Origin of the sequence: Eubacterium sp. 14-2, assembly GCF_000403845.2 — a bacterium.
Lineage (GTDB): Bacteria > Bacillota > Clostridia > Lachnospirales > Lachnospiraceae > Petralouisia.
Window position 1 is genome coordinate 387,441 of record NZ_KE159568.1, and the last position, 19,440, is coordinate 406,880.

Annotated in this window: 4 protein-coding genes; all 4 read right to left on the bottom strand. The window is 49.2% G+C overall.

Features of this window, described 5'->3' with window-relative positions:
* Positions 1-6: 6 nt before the first annotated feature.
* Genes C805_RS19000 through C805_RS19015 form a run of 4 tightly spaced genes read right to left on the bottom strand, consistent with a single transcriptional unit; the run spans position 7 to position 19,431 of the window.
* Positions 7-4,470, bottom strand: a complete 4,464-nt coding sequence (locus C805_RS19000; protein ID WP_016215598.1) for a non-ribosomal peptide synthetase — start codon at positions 4,468-4,470, stop codon at positions 7-9.
* A gap of 46 nt (positions 4,471-4,516) precedes the next feature.
* On the bottom strand, positions 4,517-11,890 hold the full coding sequence (locus C805_RS19005) for a non-ribosomal peptide synthetase (protein ID WP_016215599.1): 7,374 nt from the start codon (positions 11,888-11,890) through the stop codon (positions 4,517-4,519).
* A gap of 27 nt (positions 11,891-11,917) precedes the next feature.
* Entirely contained in the window at positions 11,918-13,165 is a 1,248-nt protein-coding gene (locus C805_RS19010) for an MFS transporter (protein ID WP_016215600.1), read from the bottom strand.
* The gene (locus tag C805_RS19015) at positions 13,165-19,431 is read right to left on the bottom strand and encodes a non-ribosomal peptide synthetase (protein WP_016215601.1); all 6,267 of its coding nucleotides are present in this window, start codon (positions 19,429-19,431) and stop codon (positions 13,165-13,167) included. Before C805_RS19015 ends, C805_RS19010 begins: the two co-directional genes overlap by 1 nt.
* Between the last annotated feature and the right edge of the window lie 9 nt (positions 19,432-19,440).

A 19,440-nucleotide genomic window follows, 5' to 3' on the forward strand; every position in this document is an offset into this window, starting at 1 on the left:
TCCTGCTTAAAACATATCATCCAGATCCACGGTCAGATCCTCCTGTATGAAATCCGTCATGCCAGGCAGAAGCTCTCCCAGCTTTCTGCTGTCTCCGGTTACAGCTTCCATTACAACAGAACGGAAGTTATTCAGCAGCACTTCTGCAGTCTGCACCGTATATAAATCTTTGACGTACTCAAGGGTAAGACAGAGCTGGCCGCTTATAATTTCCGCCTCAAACAAGAGATCCTGATTGCTGGTTCTCACCCCGGTCTCATACCTCTTAAGTCCCTCCATTTTTTCTCCGGTCTCTGTCAGTCCCGTATTCTGCATGATAAAAGTTACATCAAACAGAGGATTTCTCCCCTGTTCCATTCTGCATTCCGACACCTTTACAATGTCCTCAAACCCGATTTCCTGACGCTCCAGGCAGTCCAGCACCATACTGCGGGACTTTTCCATATAACTATCCGTTTCCATATCGTCTTCCACCTGATATCTGAGGGGCAGCGTATTGATAAACAGACCCATGGCATTCATAAAGGCTCCATGCTGTCTGCCCGATACGGGGGTTCCGATCACAACATCCTGCTTTCCTGTCATTTTTGCCAGTGTCACCGCCAGCAGAGAACCAAGCAGCATAAAAAGGGTTACATTGTGCCGCACCGCATACTCTGTAAGAAGCGCATATTCTTCGTCATGAAAGAAAAATCCCACGGAACCGGCTTTATAACTTTTTTTCAGTCCTCTGGGGTAATCAGGCAGGATATACGCAGTATCGTGAGGCGGAGCCATTAATTGCCGCCAGAACTTAAGTTTCTGTGCATACTCCTCTGACTTCATCCGTTCCTTCTGATAATATACATAATCTTTATACTGCAAAAGGTCACTGCTCTGGTATACGCCCATATAGCGGGCATATAATTCAGAAATAAACACCCGCATGGATATCCCGTCTGAAATAATATGATGGAAATCAACTGCAAGAAACGCCTCTTTTTCCGTATAAATCACACCGATTCTGAAAAGAAACAGCCTGTCCAGCTCATATTCCCCGGCATAATACCCTTCGATAACCGGATCCGGATTACGATTTCCCGCATCCAAGATATCTATATGGAATTCGGCCGTTTCATGCACATGCTGGACAATTCTGGAATCCTTTACATGAAAGGTTGTGCGCAGTATCTCATAACGGTCGATCATCCGGGCACACGCTTTTTCCAGACCTGCAATATCAGGCTTTTCCTTCATCTTTGCGCAGAAGGATATATGCCAGCCTTCCTCTCCCATGCTTGCCGCTGACATGAGATAAATTCTCTTCTGGGCGTCGGACACCATATAATGCTCCTTCTTTTCCACATGGGGTATGACTGTTTCATCCGCTTTTTCCCTGTGCTCCAGAACAGACGCCATCTGACGGACTGTGGGATACGTGAATATATCACGGACGGAAAAAGCTGCCCCTGAAAATTTGCTGACTTCCGCAGCCAGACCTGCAGCCAGCAGAGAATGCCCGCCGATTTCAAAAAAATTATCATCTATGCCGATTGCCCTGTCACTGTCCAGAATATCCTGCCATATTTTTATTAATCCAAGCTGCTTTTCATTTTCAGCGGAGGTTTTCCGGCCTCCTGCCCCGTCACCTGTGATATCCGGCAGCATGGATACATTCAGTTTCCCGCTTGTGGTCAGGGGAATAGTGTCAATCCGCATGAAAACATCCGGTACCATATACTCAGGGAGCTTTGATCCGACATGATGCTTCAATACGGATATATCAATATTTTCGTCCGCAACATAGTAACCTGCCAGCACATCATTTCCGTAACTGTCTTTTCGTCCTGCGGCGGCCGCCTGCAAAACGCCGGGGCAGGAAGAAATGGTTACCGCAACCTCGTCACACTCTATCCGATGTCCCCTGATTTTTACCTGAAGGTCTTTCCTCCCGATAAATTCCAGCATCCCTTCCCGGTTCATGCGGACTATGTCGCCGGTACGGTATATTTTTCCTGTTCCGAAAGGATTGTCGGGAAATTTCTCCGCAGTAAGTTCCGCCTGCCCCAGATAGCCGTACCCCACGCCCGCACCGGCAATGTACAGCTCTCCCGGAACATTCACAGGCAGACGCCTCATTTTCCCGTCAAGCACATATACCTGCTGATTGGCCAGAGGCCTCCCAATCAGCACATGTTCTCTGTTGGTCAGTTCGCATATTGTGGACCAGACTGTGGTTTCCGTGGGGCCGTAAACGTTAAAGATCCGCGCTTCGGTACTGCCTTTCAGTTCCGACAGCAGACTGTCTGAAACAGCCTCTCCTCCCGTCAGTACATATTTCACACTTTTCAGGGAATTGTTCCTGTTTTTACCCGGGAGCAGCATTTTTATGCCCGATGGGGTCATCTGAACCATATCAACGCTGTTTTCTCTGATGATACGTTCCAGAGCGGAAGGTTCCAGCCTTTCCTCCTCATCTGCCATTGCAATCGTCATGCCGCATTTTACTGAGAAATACAATTCAAGCCCGAATATATCAAAGGTATAGTCTGTTGTTGAAAGCATGGCCCTGCAGTTACTGTCCCGGAAAACATCCTCCATGGAACAGATAAAATTATAAATTGCCTTATGGGGAATTATCACTCCCTTTGGCTTTCCTGTTGTGCCCGATGTATAAAGTATATAGGCCGGCAGATCAGACCGGGCTTTTGAAATCACAGGCCCAGGAACCTCCCGTTCCTCTGCGGCCTCCGTCCCCGGCGTTATGATTTGCACATGTTCCGCACCCTCTGCCCCCTCATCTGCTATCATAAAACGCATCCCGCTGTCAGCAATCATGGTATTCCGCCGTTCGGCCGGAAAAGAAAGCCCCAGGGGAACATAGGCTCCCCCTGCCTTCATTACTGCAAAAAGCGCTGCCGGAAGCCTGACGGACCGTTTCATCATCACGCCTACCGGTTCTCCCTGTTTTACGCCAAGGGACAGCAGCCGGCCGGCCAGTTTATCTGACAGATCATCCAGCTGTTGAAAGGATAACTGCTGGCCGGAACAGATTACGGCTGTTTTGTCTTTCTGTTCAGAAGCCGCTGTTTTTAACATGGTGACAATCGTTTCGTCTTCATTATAATCAGCTGCATTGTCATTTACAGCATCCAGCAGATGGTAATCCCTGTCACATGTAATGTAAAGATCCTCCAGGAGACAGTCCCCTTCTGTTTCCAGACGGTACAGCATATCGTCAAGCTGTTCCAGAAAACATGCCGCATCCATTTCTGTATATGCTTTTTCGTTGAACCGAAATGAAAAGGCAATTTCTTCATCCGATGGAAAAATGCTGATATACATATTGCTGTCGGTCTGTTCATAATAATCTGTTTCCAGTACGGTAAAGGGCAAATCCCCGATATTGTTGATTATTTTTACAAACTGTTCTCCATACGGATAATTTTCAAAGGCAATGATACAGTCAAACAATTCTGCAGAAAATCCGCTCTGCAGCTCTGAAAGGGAAGCGTCGGCATTTTCCTCCAGGAAATTTATCCCCTCAGCTGTGCGTTTCATCATCTCTGAAAACAATTCTCCTTCTGCCGCACATGCCCTTAAGGGAAGGGTGTTGATTAACATGCCCGCCATCTGCTCCACACCGCTGACCGGCGCCTGCCTGCCTGATACCACGCTTCCGATTACAGCATCGGAAGTCTGATTATAAATATGCATTAATTTAAGAATCACAGCGGCAATACAGGAATAAAGGGTACAGCCGAATCCGGAAGCAAAGGCACGGATTCCGGCGCAGGTTGCCCTTTTCAGCCTGCCGGTCAGTTCACCGCGATACTCCCCCTCCGACGCCCCCTCACAAAATCCCGGCAAATGTGCTGTTTCACTGAACCCTTCCAGATACCTGGCCAGCTCCCCGGTGGAAATCTCTCTGCAGCGCTGTTCGCACCAGCGTATGTATGCTCCAAACTGGGGAACCGGAGGCAGTACAACCGGTTCTGCAGCGGCATATCCTGCCATAAACTCTTTCACAAGGTTTCCAAAGCTCCAGCCGTCAAGGGCAATATGATGAAAACTCCACACCAGCATGCTTTTGTTTTCAGGCAGCTCTGCCAGGGACAGGCGAAGGGGTATATCTCTTTCCAGATCAAACCCTTTTTTTCTGTCCTGTTCCAGATAGTATGCGCATACCTGGCTTATGTTTTCCGCGCCTGTATCCTTCAGGTCAACTGTAATCAGTTTCCCCTGCCTGTGCCTGAGAACCACCTGCTGGGGGCATGACACTCCCTCACCCACAAATATGGTGCGTAAAATATCATATCGGTCAATCAGTTCCTGATAACATGCCTCTAACTTCTGCTTCTTCGGCCTTCCTTCCACCAGTATGGAAAATTGCTCAAAATACTGCGTTGAATTACGATTTCTCAGCCATCCCAGCAGCATCCCCTGCTGTACTGGTGTAAGCGTATATATTTTGGAAATTCTGTCACTCATGTTTTCCTGTCTCCTTGTCTCAAACTTGCTTCTTATATCATCTGTATCAGTCTGTTATTCTGCTTACTGCATTTTCCAGGTACTTCAGGTCATCCATACTCAGATAACGATTATTATAATCACCCGGTGTTTCCGTGACTGTTTTCTTTTCAACGCAGTGGTCTGTAATTTCCTTCAGGGATTCCTTCAGTATGCCCGCCAGTTTCCCGGCAGCCTCCGCACCTGCGGCTTTGCTGTCGCAGGTGATGTCCAGGATAAGATGTCCTGATTTCATCCCTGCGTTCACTTCCAGCACAAAGGGCATTTTCTCATTGGTATCATTCCAGAGTCCGCTCATCTCTTCGTCTGTGTCAAAGGCTCCTTTTTCTTCCTCCCCGTCAAAACTGCCCATATAATTAAACAGTATATCTTCAGGAGCAGACAGGCCTTCTGCTGCCAGCCTGTCCCGCGCATACATATAACATGCGCCGTTCCAGGGAACCAGCAGAGACTGGTCTTTTACCTGAATAATTACTTTTTCCATATCACAGCCTTCCGTATGAAATACCAGGGGATACTCTGCTGCCAGCCATCCCACAGACTGAGACAGATCAAGGGAGGGAAGCCCGGAAAGCCTCATATCATGTTCACAGAAAACACAGATATTGTGGATTCCGTATATTTTATATACCCCCATTACCAGTGCGCACAACAGCAAATGTTCCACGCTGGTTCCGTATGCCCTGCAGGCCCCGCCCAGAACTGCATCTGTAAGTTCCCGGTCTGCTGTCAGGCGTTCGGTAACTGCCTGCGCATACGTCCCCCGTTCTCTGCCGCCAAAGACAGACTGGCATCCTGCAAGATATTTTCTGTAATACCGGTAATGGTCCTGATGGCTGCCTTCTGCAAAAAGACGCTCCATCACCTGTGAATATGTTTTAAAGGAACCGGTCTCAACAATTGCTTCCGGTTTCCGGCCGCCGGCAAAGGATGTATACGCGCGGTAAATATCCCCGGCCAGCTGACGGAAAGACACAGAATCAACCACCAGATGGCTGGCTGCCAGTATCAGTCTGTCATGGGTTCCGTCGTATGACAAAGTTCCTCCAAAATTAATTCCGCTCTGAACAGACACCTGACGATTCAGCCATTCTGCCGCTTCCCAGGCTGCCATCTCACTTCTGCCGCATATCCAGTGTACCTCAGAGCCTTCTTCGTAATGCTGCAGTTCTCCGGTAAACACAAGCTGCAGAGAACTGTAGGATTCCGCCACAAACCCAACTGCCTGTTTCAGTATTTCTTCATCCAGTTTATATGTAAAAATCAGCGTCAGGTTCTGGTTCCAGCCGGAATGTTTCAAATCAAAGGCTGAAATATATTTTTTCTGCATGGGGGTGAGGGCAAATTCCCCTGTTCTGTCAGACTGGTCCACCCGTGAGACCGGCCGGGCGGTTCTTGCAATCTCCCCGATGGTACCGGCGGCATAAATACTCTGAACGTCTGTGGAATACCCGAACTGCCTGAGTGTGGAGGCCAGCTGTATGGCTCTGATGGAGTCTCCTCCCAGGCCAAAAAAAGTATCATTCATATTGATTTCATTAAGGCCCAGGAGCCGGCTCATGGAAGCTGCCACCGCCAGTTCGGCCGGGCTTTCTGCCCTTCTGATTTCAGAGGCGGCCGGCGCCTGCTGCGGAACCGGCAAAGCCTTACGGTCAATCTTTCCGTTGTTATTGTGAGGCATTTCTTCCAGCCGCATCAGGACAGAGGGCAGCATACAGGAAGGCAGCCTGTCCTCCAGCCATTTCATGATTCTGTGATCCATTTCTCCTGTTTCACTGGTATAGTAACAGCAGATGTATCCGGAATCCCCGCTGCCGCAGACTGTTGCAGCAGCTTCCCGGACGCCATCGCAGCTCTCTGCCACCATGGCTATTTCATTCAGTTCAATTCGAAATCCCCTGAGCTTAATCTGATGGTCTTTCCGTCCATGAATACAGAGCGTACCGTCCTCCATAAAGTGGCCAAGATCCCCGGTGCGGTACATCCTGCCGTATTCCGGTCTGAAGGGATTTCTGCCAAAGGCTTTCCTGGTCTGTTCCGGGTCGTTGATGTAACCATGGCCCACACCCGGACCGGACACGACGATTTCCCCATGGACTCCCACCGGGCAAAGCTGGTCATCTTCATCCAGAATATAAATTGCAAGGTTCTGAATGGTTTTTCCCACAGGAACGCTGTTTCGCTCCAGCTTATCTTTTATCACATAGTGGGTGATATCATCGGAAGCCTCGGTAGGTCCGTACGCATTTACCACAGGTATGTCCGGAAACAGGGTAAGCCAGCGGTTCACAAGGCCCACGCTTACCACATCACCGGTGACCAGAAGATATCTCAGCTTATGAAAATCTGCCGGGCGGCCGTTCATGGAATCCAGCACTGCCAGCAGATATGCCGGCACCACTTCGAGAATGCTTACCTTCTGCTCTGTCACTTTTCTGACAAACATGTCAGCATCCACAATATGTTCCTCATCAAATATTACTGCTTTTCCGCCCACCATAAGAGGGCAGAAAAACTGCCATATGGAAATATCAAAGCAGGGAGATGCGGTAACAGCCATAACATCCCTGTGAGATAACCCCAGATCATTTATTTTGGCGCTGATATGATTGGTCATTCCTCCGTGAGCAACCACCGCGCCTTTGGGCCGGCCGGTGGAGCCAGAGGTAAAGATAATATAAGCCGGCCGCTCCTTACTGTATTCGGCCACGGTCACCGTCCTGGCAGGATATGACAGATCAAGATAAATCAGCCTGTCACCTGTCACTTCAGCAAGTTCTTCTTCCGGACTGTCACTGCAGACTGCAATACATGACGCCTCTGACATTTCAAAAATGTTCCGGATGCGTTCCAGAGGATAGTCCACCCCTGCCGGAACGTATACGGCACCTGTTTTCCAGAGGGCAGTCACAGCTGCGATCAGCTCCGGTGATCTTTTGATGCGAAGAACAACTGCGGTTCCTTCCTGTATTCCGTAATCTGCAAACTGACAGGCGATCCTGTCCGACATGGCATTAAGCTCTGCATAACTTATATGCCGGTTTCCGTATATGAGGGCAGTACGCTCAGGATATTTTTTTACCGCCCGCAGGAAAGAGGGAATAACGCCGTCTTCCCAGGTAAGGCTGACCCTGTTCCCGCAGAATGTATCCAGCAGACGTTTCTTTTCTGTTTCGCTGACCACTGACGCTTCACTTACCGATAATTTTTCCGGCCCCGCCATTCTGTGAATGATGTTTCTGACATACTCTGCAAACCGCTGAACGGTATTTTCCCGGAACAGATCCGTACTGTATTCGAAACAGCAAAGATACTTTCCGTCCCGCTCGATTGTTTCCATCATCAGGTCACAGTGGGCTGTATTGCGCAAAAACTCTGTGCTTTCAGCGTGTAAATCTCCCAGATCCATCTGCAGCTTTGGTGAAATTACATCTGTAATTTCAATATCGCCCTTTAAATTCTGAAAGGTATACATGACACGATACAGTGGCTCTCTGGCCAGACAGGTGACTCCATCCCCTTCACGGGCAAGCCTGTCACTGTCTGCTCCGGAATACGTGATACCGTCCATACAGCATTTATGTACATTTCTGACAAGCTGCTCCAGCTCCATCCCTCCCTCTGTTCTCAGTCTTATGGGAAGGGTTTCCACAAACATTCCGATCACGCCGGAAAGTTCATGTCTCTTTCGTCCTGCAAAGGGCACTCCGATTACAATATCATTCTGTCCGCTGAACTTGCGCAGGGCCAGGAAAAAAGCAGTGAGTAAAAACGACCCCGGCGTTACCCCGGCTCTGGCCGCATGTTTTTTTATCTCAGAAGAAACAGCCTCATCCAGGGTAACCATCGTTACCGCACCTTTTCCGGTGTTAGAGGCAGCCTCGTAATCCCCGGGCAGATTAAGGGCCTGGATCTCGTCCGCAAACTGGCTCTGCCAGTATCTGCGGCAGGGCGCAATTACACTTTCAGGCAAATCAGCCAAATTGTACGCATAATCTGTGTATTCCAGTTCCGGACGCGTCACCTCACCGCCCATATAATATGCGGTAAATCGTTCAAACAGCAGAGCCATGGAATATCCGTCGGCCGCTATATGATGTGTTCCGGCCAGAATATATCCATGTTCCTCTCCATCCTTCACAAGGGTAATTCTCAAAAGCCTGCCCTCCGAAAGATCAAAGGGCCTGTGAAAAGAATGAATCATGGCCTCCAGAGAATCCCTGTCCACCCTCTCTTCCATTTCAATACAGTTAAATTCACAGCCGCCGGGACACACAGACTGAACAGGCTGTGCATCAACCACCGTATATTTCGTCCGTAAAGAAGGGTTATCCTGCACTGTCTGATGAAAGGCTTTTTCTATCCTTTCCCGGTCTGCGATTCCATTCAGTTCCAGCACAATGATAAAATTATATGTCAAAATTTCAGGATTCAGCATACATGCGCTGTAGATTTGTTTCTGAGAGAAAGACAATGGATAATATTCCATCTCCGGCGCCTTTTCCAGCACATTTTCTTCCCTGTCATTTTGAGTAACTGCCGCCGCCAGGGACCGTATGGAAGGCGCTTCGGCTGCCTTTAAAAAGTCAGCTTTATATCCGAACCGTTTTTCCAGCTGATTCACAAGGGAAATGGCCATAAGGGAATCGCCGCCCAGTTCAAAAAAGCTGTGGTCTATATGGACTTCCTCCAGGCCCAGCGTTTCCCGAAAGACCTGGCCGACTGCTCTCTCACAGGGGGTATAACTGTGATCCGGCCTGCCTGTGAGCCCCCTGTCATCTGCTTCTGTCCATACGTCATTTTCATCCGAATCGTCTCCTGGTACTTTGCCCAAAACAAAGCCTTTTATATCCGCAATCACTTCCTCTTCACTGCAGATACGGATATTCCAGGTGGTATGCCCTTCTGTATGAGCTTCCTGTGCCACTTCTGCATGGACATGTTCCGGAAGATTTCCATAAAGGATTATGGTTTCACATTCTTTCAGGCACCAGCCGGTATTTTCCTTCATTCCCAGCACGTCAGACAGGGTCTCAAGCATATCGGGATGAAAATGATGCAGCTCCATATCCCCGGAGTATCTCTGATCCAGTTTCAGCTCAATTTTACATTCCCGGCCTTCCTCTGTCAGATGATAATGCCAGCGCCTTCCTGCCTCTCTGGTAAAACACTGTTTCTCCTGTTCCGGAATCTGTACTTTTTCACGGGCAGATAAAGCCGGAACAGCCTCTGCTTCTGCCAGTTTTACGGTCCTGCCATCTTTCAGGGAAACTGCCGAAAGCTCCATGGCAATGCCATCCTCCCGCTTCACAGCTACCGTGTTGATTCTCCCGGTTTTCTCTTTGCTGACCGTATGCTCCACCCGTATATTTTTTATGAGAACAGCCTCCTTTGGATAGTATATCTCTGCTGTCTGGCAGATCATCTCAAGGAGCGACAGAGCGGAAATACTGCCCCCGGCAAAACGCCAGCTTCGGGGATCCAGGACCGTTTCATACATATCTTCTTCATTTCCTGAATAAATTACCCTTCCGGTTACCGGGTGGTGCGGAATTTTTTCGGGGCTGTCCGCCCATCTTCTGTTTAATTCAAAGGGATAGCCCGGCAGTGAGACCTTTACTCCGCCGGGGAACAGGCTGCCCGCATCCGGCAGGCTGCCTGCAGCATATTCTGCACAGACACGGGCCCAGGGTTCAGAGAACCCGGTATTTTTTTCCGTTCTTTCCGAATAAAAACACCCTTCCGGAAGCTCTTTACCTGAGAGAACAGCTTCCCGCAGGCCTTTCAGCCGCAGAACCATCTGTTCTTTGTCCGAACCATACACGCCGGCCCGTAAGTTATGGTGCATCCGCCCCTTATAAGCTGTAAAACAGATATCCTCAAGGTCTGCATCACCCTTTTGCATTCTGTGGGCATAACGGAGCAGAAGTTCCGTCAGCGAATGTACGTTTCTGGCAGACAGCAGCAGGGGATAACTGCCCTCTCTCACCCTGACGGGACCCTCGCAGGGTTCCGGACGCCCAAGCACAACGTGCACGTTGGTTCCACTGATGCCAAAGCTGTTTACTCCAATCAGGGCTTCTCTGTCCTTCGGATCTAACACCAGTTTCTCATCCGCAATAAACAGCGGCGTATTCACCAGGTCCATATGGATGCCTGGGGAGGAAAAGCGGCCCACAGGAGGCACTTCTCCCGTATTCAGGGCCTGAGCCGCTTTTATCATTGAAATAACACCGGACGCCCCTGTGGTATGTCCGATATTGCATTTTACCGTTCCAAGGCCGCAAAACTGTTTACGGTCCGTATAGTTTGCCAGGGACTGGGATATGCTCTTAACCTCAATGGCATCGCCGATTGCAGTCCCTGTCCCGTGGGCCTCAAAATATCTGAAATTTTCCGGCTGAATGGAAAAACGTTTCCAGGTACTGTCCATAAGGTCCGACTGTGCGTTGACGTCCAGGGCTGTAAGGGAGGCAGAGGCGCCGTTACTGTTTGCTCCGTTTCCCCGTATCAGTGCATATACCCTGTCTTTTGAGGCTGCAGCCGTACCTGCTCTTTTGAGTACCACAACGCCTGCGCCTTCTCCCCAGACAGTACCGTCTGCCCTCTCGTCAAAGGGGGAAATCACATATTCCGGAGATTCCATAAAAGTAATGCGTTCTGTTACCAGCGGCATAAGATTCAATGCGGCGCCACAGACAATGGCACAGTCAATCTCTTTTTTCCGGAGAGCCTCACATGCCATGTGCACGCCCAGAAGACCGGACGTACAGGCACTGTCAATCACCATTCCGGGACCATTCAGTCCCAGAAAATACGCAATACGTGCAGGAATCATACTGGCAGCCGCGCCGATAAATCCGGTTCCGTCCATTTCCTGCATAAAATCATTGTAACCTGGCTCTCCAAGCTGTGCATTGCCCACATACACTGCTGTTTTCATCCCTTCATCCGGCACATATCCGGCGTCTTCCAGCGCCTCAAAAGCGCACATCATAAACAGGCGCTGTATGGGATGCATTTTCTTTGCTTCTGCTGCTGACAGGCCGAAAAAACTTTCATCAAAAAGACTGATATCGTCAAGGTATCCCTGAATCTGGTATGGATCGTCGGTTTCGCAGAACTCATCCGGCAGCCAGTGGGCAATTTCCTTTCTGCGTGTTTCCGGAAATTCCCGTACAGAGTCGGTTTTATTAAGCAGATTGCATCTGAACTGCCTGAGATTATCGGCCTGGGGACAGCGCAATGCCATTCCCACCACCGCAACCGGCTCTCTGTTTTCCGCGCCATCTGACAATTCAGCAAGCAATTCCGAACCGGTCTTTACATCCAGTCTGTTCTCTTTTATTTCATTAAGAATATGCAGCTTTAGTTTTTCCATCGTTTATTCACCTTAATATACTTTTCTCTACGTTGCACTACCTTGTTTCTTCTTTTTTTCCAGTATTTTTACCATGCATAGTATTGCGGCGCTGAAGCATGCCAGGGACGCCAGTACAGGCCATATTACACGAATCCCGTACTGTTCCATAATAAATCCCATGCATATGGGGCCGATTGCGTAACCTGCGCCCGTTACGATTTTTATCCATGCCGCAAAACGTCCGAACATGGACGCCGGAGCATACTCCGCAAAATATGCGCTGGAATTAGGGGTATTCAGAATATCAGCAAGGGACCAGAGCACAGTTGAAACAATGTTTACCCACAGAACCCTTCCAAAATACAGCATCCCGAAACCGGTGCCCAACAGCCCACATGCCAGCAGTACCATATCCGTTTTTTTCCTGCCGGCAGTCAGCCGGCTCACAGTCCCTGTCAGGGTCACGATTGTAAGGGAATTTACGCCCAGGATGATTCCATAATATGTTGTGCCCTTTGCAGCGCCAAATACGCTGTTCAAATGCAGCGGCAGAGAATAATTGTTCTGAGAAAGCACAATGGAAAACAGCATACAGGAAACGCTGAACAACAGTAACACCGGATTTTTTATCAGCTGTCCCACAAGGCCGCCCTTTACGGGCGTTTCGCCATCACTGTCACTGTCTTTTAATCCGCAGGCTGGCTGCTCTGATTCTGCCGGTCTGTCATCCACACATTTCAGAAACAGGATAACGGAAAGCAGTTTAATCAGCCCTTCAAAGCAAAATATCAGTGTAACATACCTGGAAAAAAAGGCAGCGCCAATCAGGCCTGAAAACAGGTTTCCCACATTCATTCCCACGAAAAACAAAGAAAGGGACTCATTCAGATTATCTTCGCTGGCAGCAGCAAAGATGGTGGCGTTATATACGGGTATTGTGGCCGCTACGAACATGGCATTTAATATAAACAGCCAGGGCGACCAGTTTTTATCCAGCACAAAAGCATTGATCACAGTTACTGCGGCAGCCAGCAGCTGAAACAGAACGAACACCTGCTTCTTTCCCCATATATCAGCCAGTTTTCCGCCCAGCAGCGACCCTGGGAGAAAAGCCATTCCTGCAAGAGATACAAAAATCCCGCTGAGCTGTGAACGGATTCCCAGATTGGCGGTCAGAAATACTGACATAAACGGCGTCATATAATTCCCGATATTAACCGTTAAAGTAATCAGAAAAATTCCCCGCACAGGTCCCGGCACCCTTCCAAATCCCAGCTTATTGGCCCAGTTCATTATATTTCCACCCTGTAATCCTTTCCGAATATACTGCAGTCAATCCTGTCCGGATAAACCGGCAGGGAATAGGTAATTGCAATATGTTCTCCATCCCGGCGGACAACCGCCATATTTCTGTTCATGTTCAGTTCTGTCCCCACCTTTGCCTCAGGATTTTCTTCTGGCCCTGTCCCCTGATAGTTAATCACTATAAATTGCCTGAGCGCCAGCCTGCGGAGGAATTTCACCCATTTTTCTCCTTTTAACCTGGTTTCCTTTCCCATCAGCACCCCACCGATACTTATGCCTGACCGGGCCAGCAGCTTTCTGCTTTCTTCAAAGGCTTTCGCAAATCCCTGCGTACATGCTGTGTCTGCCACCATGGGTACAACATCCGTAAAAGCACCTATCGCTGAAAACCCAACGCTGCTTTCCTCTCCCCGGCCATGATACAGCATCCATACCGGCAGCTTTTCCATATGATAAAGTCTGCCAAACACTGAGGCAATATGGGACGCTGCCTGATCGATAACCTCCATTTCATTCAACGAGCCTTTCAGGAAACAGGTACAGGTAACCCTCAGGCTGCCTTTTTCCATTTTCCCCGCTGTTTTGGCCAGCTGAGCCGACAATTCGCAGAATTCATCCATATGGATCTGCTGTGGGTCAAAGGGGAGAAGCTCCGTCTGCTGTCTTCCGGGAGCTGCCATCCTGCCTTCCAGCGCCTGCACCATGGCCAGTGACAGGGCCTTTCCGCTGTACAGATCATAAAATGCATGATGGATATACAAAAGAACCCGGTGGCTTCCGGCTTCTGTCCGGACAATCAGCATTCTGAAGGGCGTATTGCCGGACGGTCTGACAGAACACAGTTCCTCCCTGTACAAGGCCAGCTGTGTATTTTTCTGCTGGCTGCCCAGCCCTGACAGATCTCTGTAGGGTATTTCCTGTTCTTCCAGAGCCATGCAGCGGAAAATATGCCCTCTGGCTGTGTATCCGCTGCTCAGGGCCGGCTGTTCTTCCATCACCTGATGCATGGCCCGGCAGATCTGCCGCCTGCTGTAACAGCCTTCTATCGGGATTTCATCAAAGCAATACTGCTCATCCATCCTGATATAGTAATACTGGGCCGGGAGCAGTTCCTGGCTCTGGGCGCCGGGGGCTTTTTTCTGTACCGGCATCGGCGGAAATTCCAGACTGCCGGCTGCGGGGCCGGTCTGATTTCTCCATACAATCTGTGATATTCCTCCTCTTACCTCTCCACAGCCGCGCAGCACTTCCAGAATCTGTTCTTCTGTGTCCCCATCATATTCCAGGTCTGCCTGAATCACAAAACCTGAATCACCCGGAACCATCTGAACCTTCCCATCCATGATGTTTTTTAATCTTTCGTTTACATATCCGGAATCGGCATCATCTTTTTTCCTGGCTTCTGACTTCTCCAGCATCTTCGATAAGGTGAGACTTTCAAATACGTCATTTATCGTAACGTGAAATCCCTGTTCCTGAGCCTCCCTGACCATCTGAATGGCCAGAATGGAATTTCCTCCCAGCGACCAGAAATTATCCCTCAGCGAAACAGTCCTGCAATGGAGAATATTCTGCCATAACGCTGCCAGCTTCTTTTCTTCTTCGGTTTCTGGCAGATCAGCTGTCTGTTCTACTGTTTTGCTGCTGCACAGCAACGCCAGCTTATCTCTGTCAAGTTTTCCGTTTACATTCTCCGGAAAATGATCAACTCTGATGACTGTCTCCGGAATCATATAGGCAGGCAGGCGCTCTGCAAGGTAATCCAGAAGATCTCTGCCCGCCTCCCTGTCACATATATAAGCGCCGAACAGAACACTCTGGCCTGATGGAGAAGTATATACGCCTGCTGCAAAATCAGAAACCATTCCTGAACTTACGGCACAGCGTTCAATTTCTTCCGGCTCAATCCGATAGCCTCTGATTTTCACCTGTTTGTCCAGACGGGAAATAAAATATATGTTTCCATCCGGCCGAAGTACCCCGCAGTCACCTGAGCGGTACATTCTCTCGCCGGTAAAGGGATCCCGGCAAAATACCCTTGCATTTTCTTCCGATAAATTCAGATACCCTCTGGATACCCCCGGACCGGATATGCATATCTCTCCTGGAATATCAAAGCCGCAAAGCCGGCCGGCCTCATCCATGACATATACGTTATATCCGTACAGCGGACGCCCCACCGGTACTCTCTCATAGGAAACGGAAGGGTCATATTCATGGTATGTGGCGGCAATGGTGGTTTCCGTGGGCCCATAGGAATTCAGGACTCTTGCGTGTTCCGCCAGCTTTTTTGCACAGTGCACCGTAAACACATCTCCGCCGATAACAATACATTCTGGCGTATCCGATGTTATGGCTTCCCCCAGCACTTTTGCATACTGAGGGCTTGTACTCATGTAATTCACATCCTGGCAGTTTATGATGGCGGTTATCCTGTCCAGATCAAACATTTCTTCCTTTGACACCATCACCAGTCTGCCTCCCGACAGAATGGTGCCAAAGATTTCTTCCACTGAAACATCAAAAGATATGGAGGCCATCTGAAGCATTGTAAAATCTTCCCTCTTTACGACATAATCCATAAATGCCCGGATATAAGTCATCAGATTTTCATTTGTAATCTCCACTCCTTTTGGATACCCTGTGCTGCCGGAAGTGTATATGACATATGCCGGACAGCTGCCTGTAACCTCCGGCAGATCCACCGTTTCTCCCTGAGGGTTCTCAGAAATACTCCGGACAGATATGACTCTGACGCCTTCCATCTGTACCGGAACGGAATCATCCGACAAAGCGATAACTGCTCCGCAGTCATTCAGAATATACCTGATCCGCTCCATGGGAAGGCAGGCGTCAACAGGCACATAAGCGGCTCCCAGTTTCAGCACGGCAAGGGCTGCGGCCACCATCTCAATTGTATGAGATGCAATCACTCCCACATAACTGCCTGTCTTTACATTTTCAGAAACAAGGGCTGCGGCCACACGGTCTGACATCAGATCCAGCTGACCGTAGGTTACAGAATTTTCACCCCTTATCACAGCAGTCTGATTTCTTTTTTTCAGGGCAGTGTTTTTAAACCAGCTGCAGACCGATGCAAAGGGAAGTTCTTCTTTCCCTTCACACTGGCTGTAGTCCAGTATGCAAAGCCTTTCTTCCTGGGACACGCAGGTAACAGCTCCAACGGTATCCGTTATGTTTCTGCTGCAGAAATCATACAGCATATAAAGATAATGTTTCAGCATATATTCCGCATTTTCATCATCGTATAGACCCGTACAGTATTCCAGCACAATTTCAGTCTCTTTTTCATCCGGAACAAGCTCAAACGTCATATCATATGCAGATACCCCCTGATCAAAGGAGAGCAGCTCAAACTCCCCCGTCTGCCTGGTTCTGCGCTGTTCCTGATAAACAAACATAAAATCAAATAAGGGATTGCGGCCTGCCTCACGAGGAATCTGAAGCATTTCCACAACCAGTTCAAAGGAAAGTGTCTGATGGCGCAGATCTCTATAAACGGAATCGTGCAGACGCCCTGTAAAATCAGAAATGGATTCCTCCGGATCTACGGTATTGCGCAGAGCAACCGTATTTACAAACATTCCCAGCATGTCCTGTTCCTGCAGAGAATTACGTCCGTTTGCCACAGTACCGACTGTTATGTTTCTGCTGCCGGAGTTTTTATAAAGCAGGAGATAAAAGACAGCTAACAGCACCACGAATTCCGTTGTATTACATAAGCCTGCTTTTTCTTTTATCATTGCCCGCAGTTTTTCATCAATCACATCTTTCCGTTTGCGTCCTCTGTGTGAAAATACAGCGGGACGCTGACGGGCCGCAAAAATTTCAACCGGAGATGAGGGGCCGCCCAGCCGCCTGTTCCAGTATTCCCTGTCTGCCTCCATAGCTCCGTCTGCAATCTGTTTCTTCTGCCATACTGCAAAATCCCGGTACGAGATCCTTTCCTGGTGCCTGCCGGGAAACATTATATTTTCGTATATTTCAGACATTGCAAGATCCAGAGAACGCCCGTCAATAATGATATGATGTACATCAGTCACCAATATCCGGGTTCCATCCCCCATTGTTACAACCCCGGCCCGCAGCAGCGGGGCCTGCGCCAGATCAAAGGGCCTGCGAAACTCTTTCACCGCCTGTTCCACCCCGGTACCCTCACACTTTATACGTTCCAGGGTAAAAGGCACCTCGTCTGCAATTTTCTGCCTGACTTCCCCCTCTGCTGAAAAAAAGGATGTTCTGAAAATTTCATGTTCCTCTGTCAGCTGTTTAAAAGCCCCTTCGATCTGTTCTTCTGTTATTTTTCCTGTGCGGAACACACGGGTAATATTATAAAGCACCGATTCTGCGTCCATTTGCTGCCGCAGGAAAATTCTCCGCTGAGCCAGAGCAGCCGGATAATCATCCGCCTTCGGGGCAGGAGGAATTTCCCTGCCTGCGGCCCCGTTTTCCTGATCTGTTTCAATCATTGCAGCCAGTTCCCGCAATTCCATGGTCCTGTTGGAAAAAATATCTGCCGCCCCGATACAGCACCCTGTTTTCTCGTTGATACGATTCACAAAACGCATAATATTGACAGAGCTTATTCCCAGGCGGAACAGATTATCTGTCATACTTACACTGTTTTTATGAAGCAGTTCACAGCATAATTCACAAAGCATCTTCTCCTCAGGAGTTTCCGGCGCCACGGTTTCACGTCCTTTTCCCCGTGCTCTTTCACTCAGCTCACGGTAATCGGTTTTTGCATTGTCATTTACAGGCAGCCCGTCTGTGAGTATTTCTATCACGCCGGGAACCATATATTCAGGCAGCCTCTGTGCCGCCTCGGCCATAATCTTATGTACGTCTGCCTCTGCCTGTCCGGATACCGGCTGTACAAACCCGTACAGCAGTTCTTCTTCCTCCACAAATACAACTGCTGAACGCCGGACCAGGGCAGATGCATCCAGTGCGCTCTCAATCTCCGACAGCTCAATACGGTGACCCCGTATCTTAATCTGCCGGTCCGTTCTTCCAACGACCTCTATCTCACCTGTGGATAAGACTCTTCCGCGGTCACCTGTTTTATAGACAATATCTCCTTCTTTCTGTGAAAAGGGATTGAGAATAAACCTGCCCTCGTTCTGTGCCTCATCCAGGTATCCAAGGGAGCGGTACGGCGTCCTTATCCATACCTCTCCATACCGGGAATTACTGCATATTTTTCCATTTTGATCAACGATTACCGCCCTGGCTCCCGGTATGCATGTTCCAACCGGTATCACATCATATTCCAGATCCGCCGGTGTAATTCTGTGGTACAGTTTTGCCAGAGTGGTTTCCGTGGGGCCGTAAAGATTAATCAGTTCCATACGCCCGCCAAACAGTTCCATCCAGTCCTTTATCAGAGAAGAATGAAGGAGTTCTCCTGCTAAAAATATGTGTTTTAAGGAGGGCAGCCTCCGGGTATCCAGTTTTGCGGCGGAAATGATACTGAACATGCCGGGCGTGCAATGAAGCAGACTGACACCTTCCTCTTCCATCCAGCGGACAGCCTCTTCGGGACACAGTATCTGCTTTCGGCCGGCAGGAATGCATATGGTACCTCCCACGCTCATGGGTACCAGCACATCCCGCAGAAAAGGATCATGGCAGGGAGGCGTAAACTGGGCCGCCCGCAGGTCTTCCCCAAATCCAAACTCACTGATTTCCCATTTTATAAAATGAGCCAGTCCCTTTTCCTGTCCTGCAATTCCTTTGGGCTGACCTGCAGTGCCTGAGGTAAAATAAACGTATGCCTCTGAAGAGCTGTCCGTATCTGCCCAGTAATCCCCGGCCTCCTTGTCTGTGAACGTTCCGTCCCCTGTTACCACCGGTATCTTTGGCATGATTTCCCTGCAGAGGGGCAGCCACTTCCCGTCACACACCCCGGCGGACACCTGCGCGGCATCCAGCATGGCCTTTATGCGTCTGCGGGGAAATTTTGGATCCACCGGCATATAGGAAAATCCAAATTTTATACAGGTAAGCAGACTCAGAATGTGAATCCGGGGCAGATCCGAGATACAGGCCACCCGGTCCCCGGCTTTCACATGCATTCGCTCCAGTTCCTTTCCCAGCCCATTGGCAAAGGCATTCCCTTCCCGGTAGGTAACTCCTCTGCCGCCTGCGGTAAAAAGTGTATGTTCCCCCCTGTTTTTGAAACTGTCTTCTATCAGACCTCGTAACGTATACTCCAAAATTTTTCCTCCCATAGCTGTTCC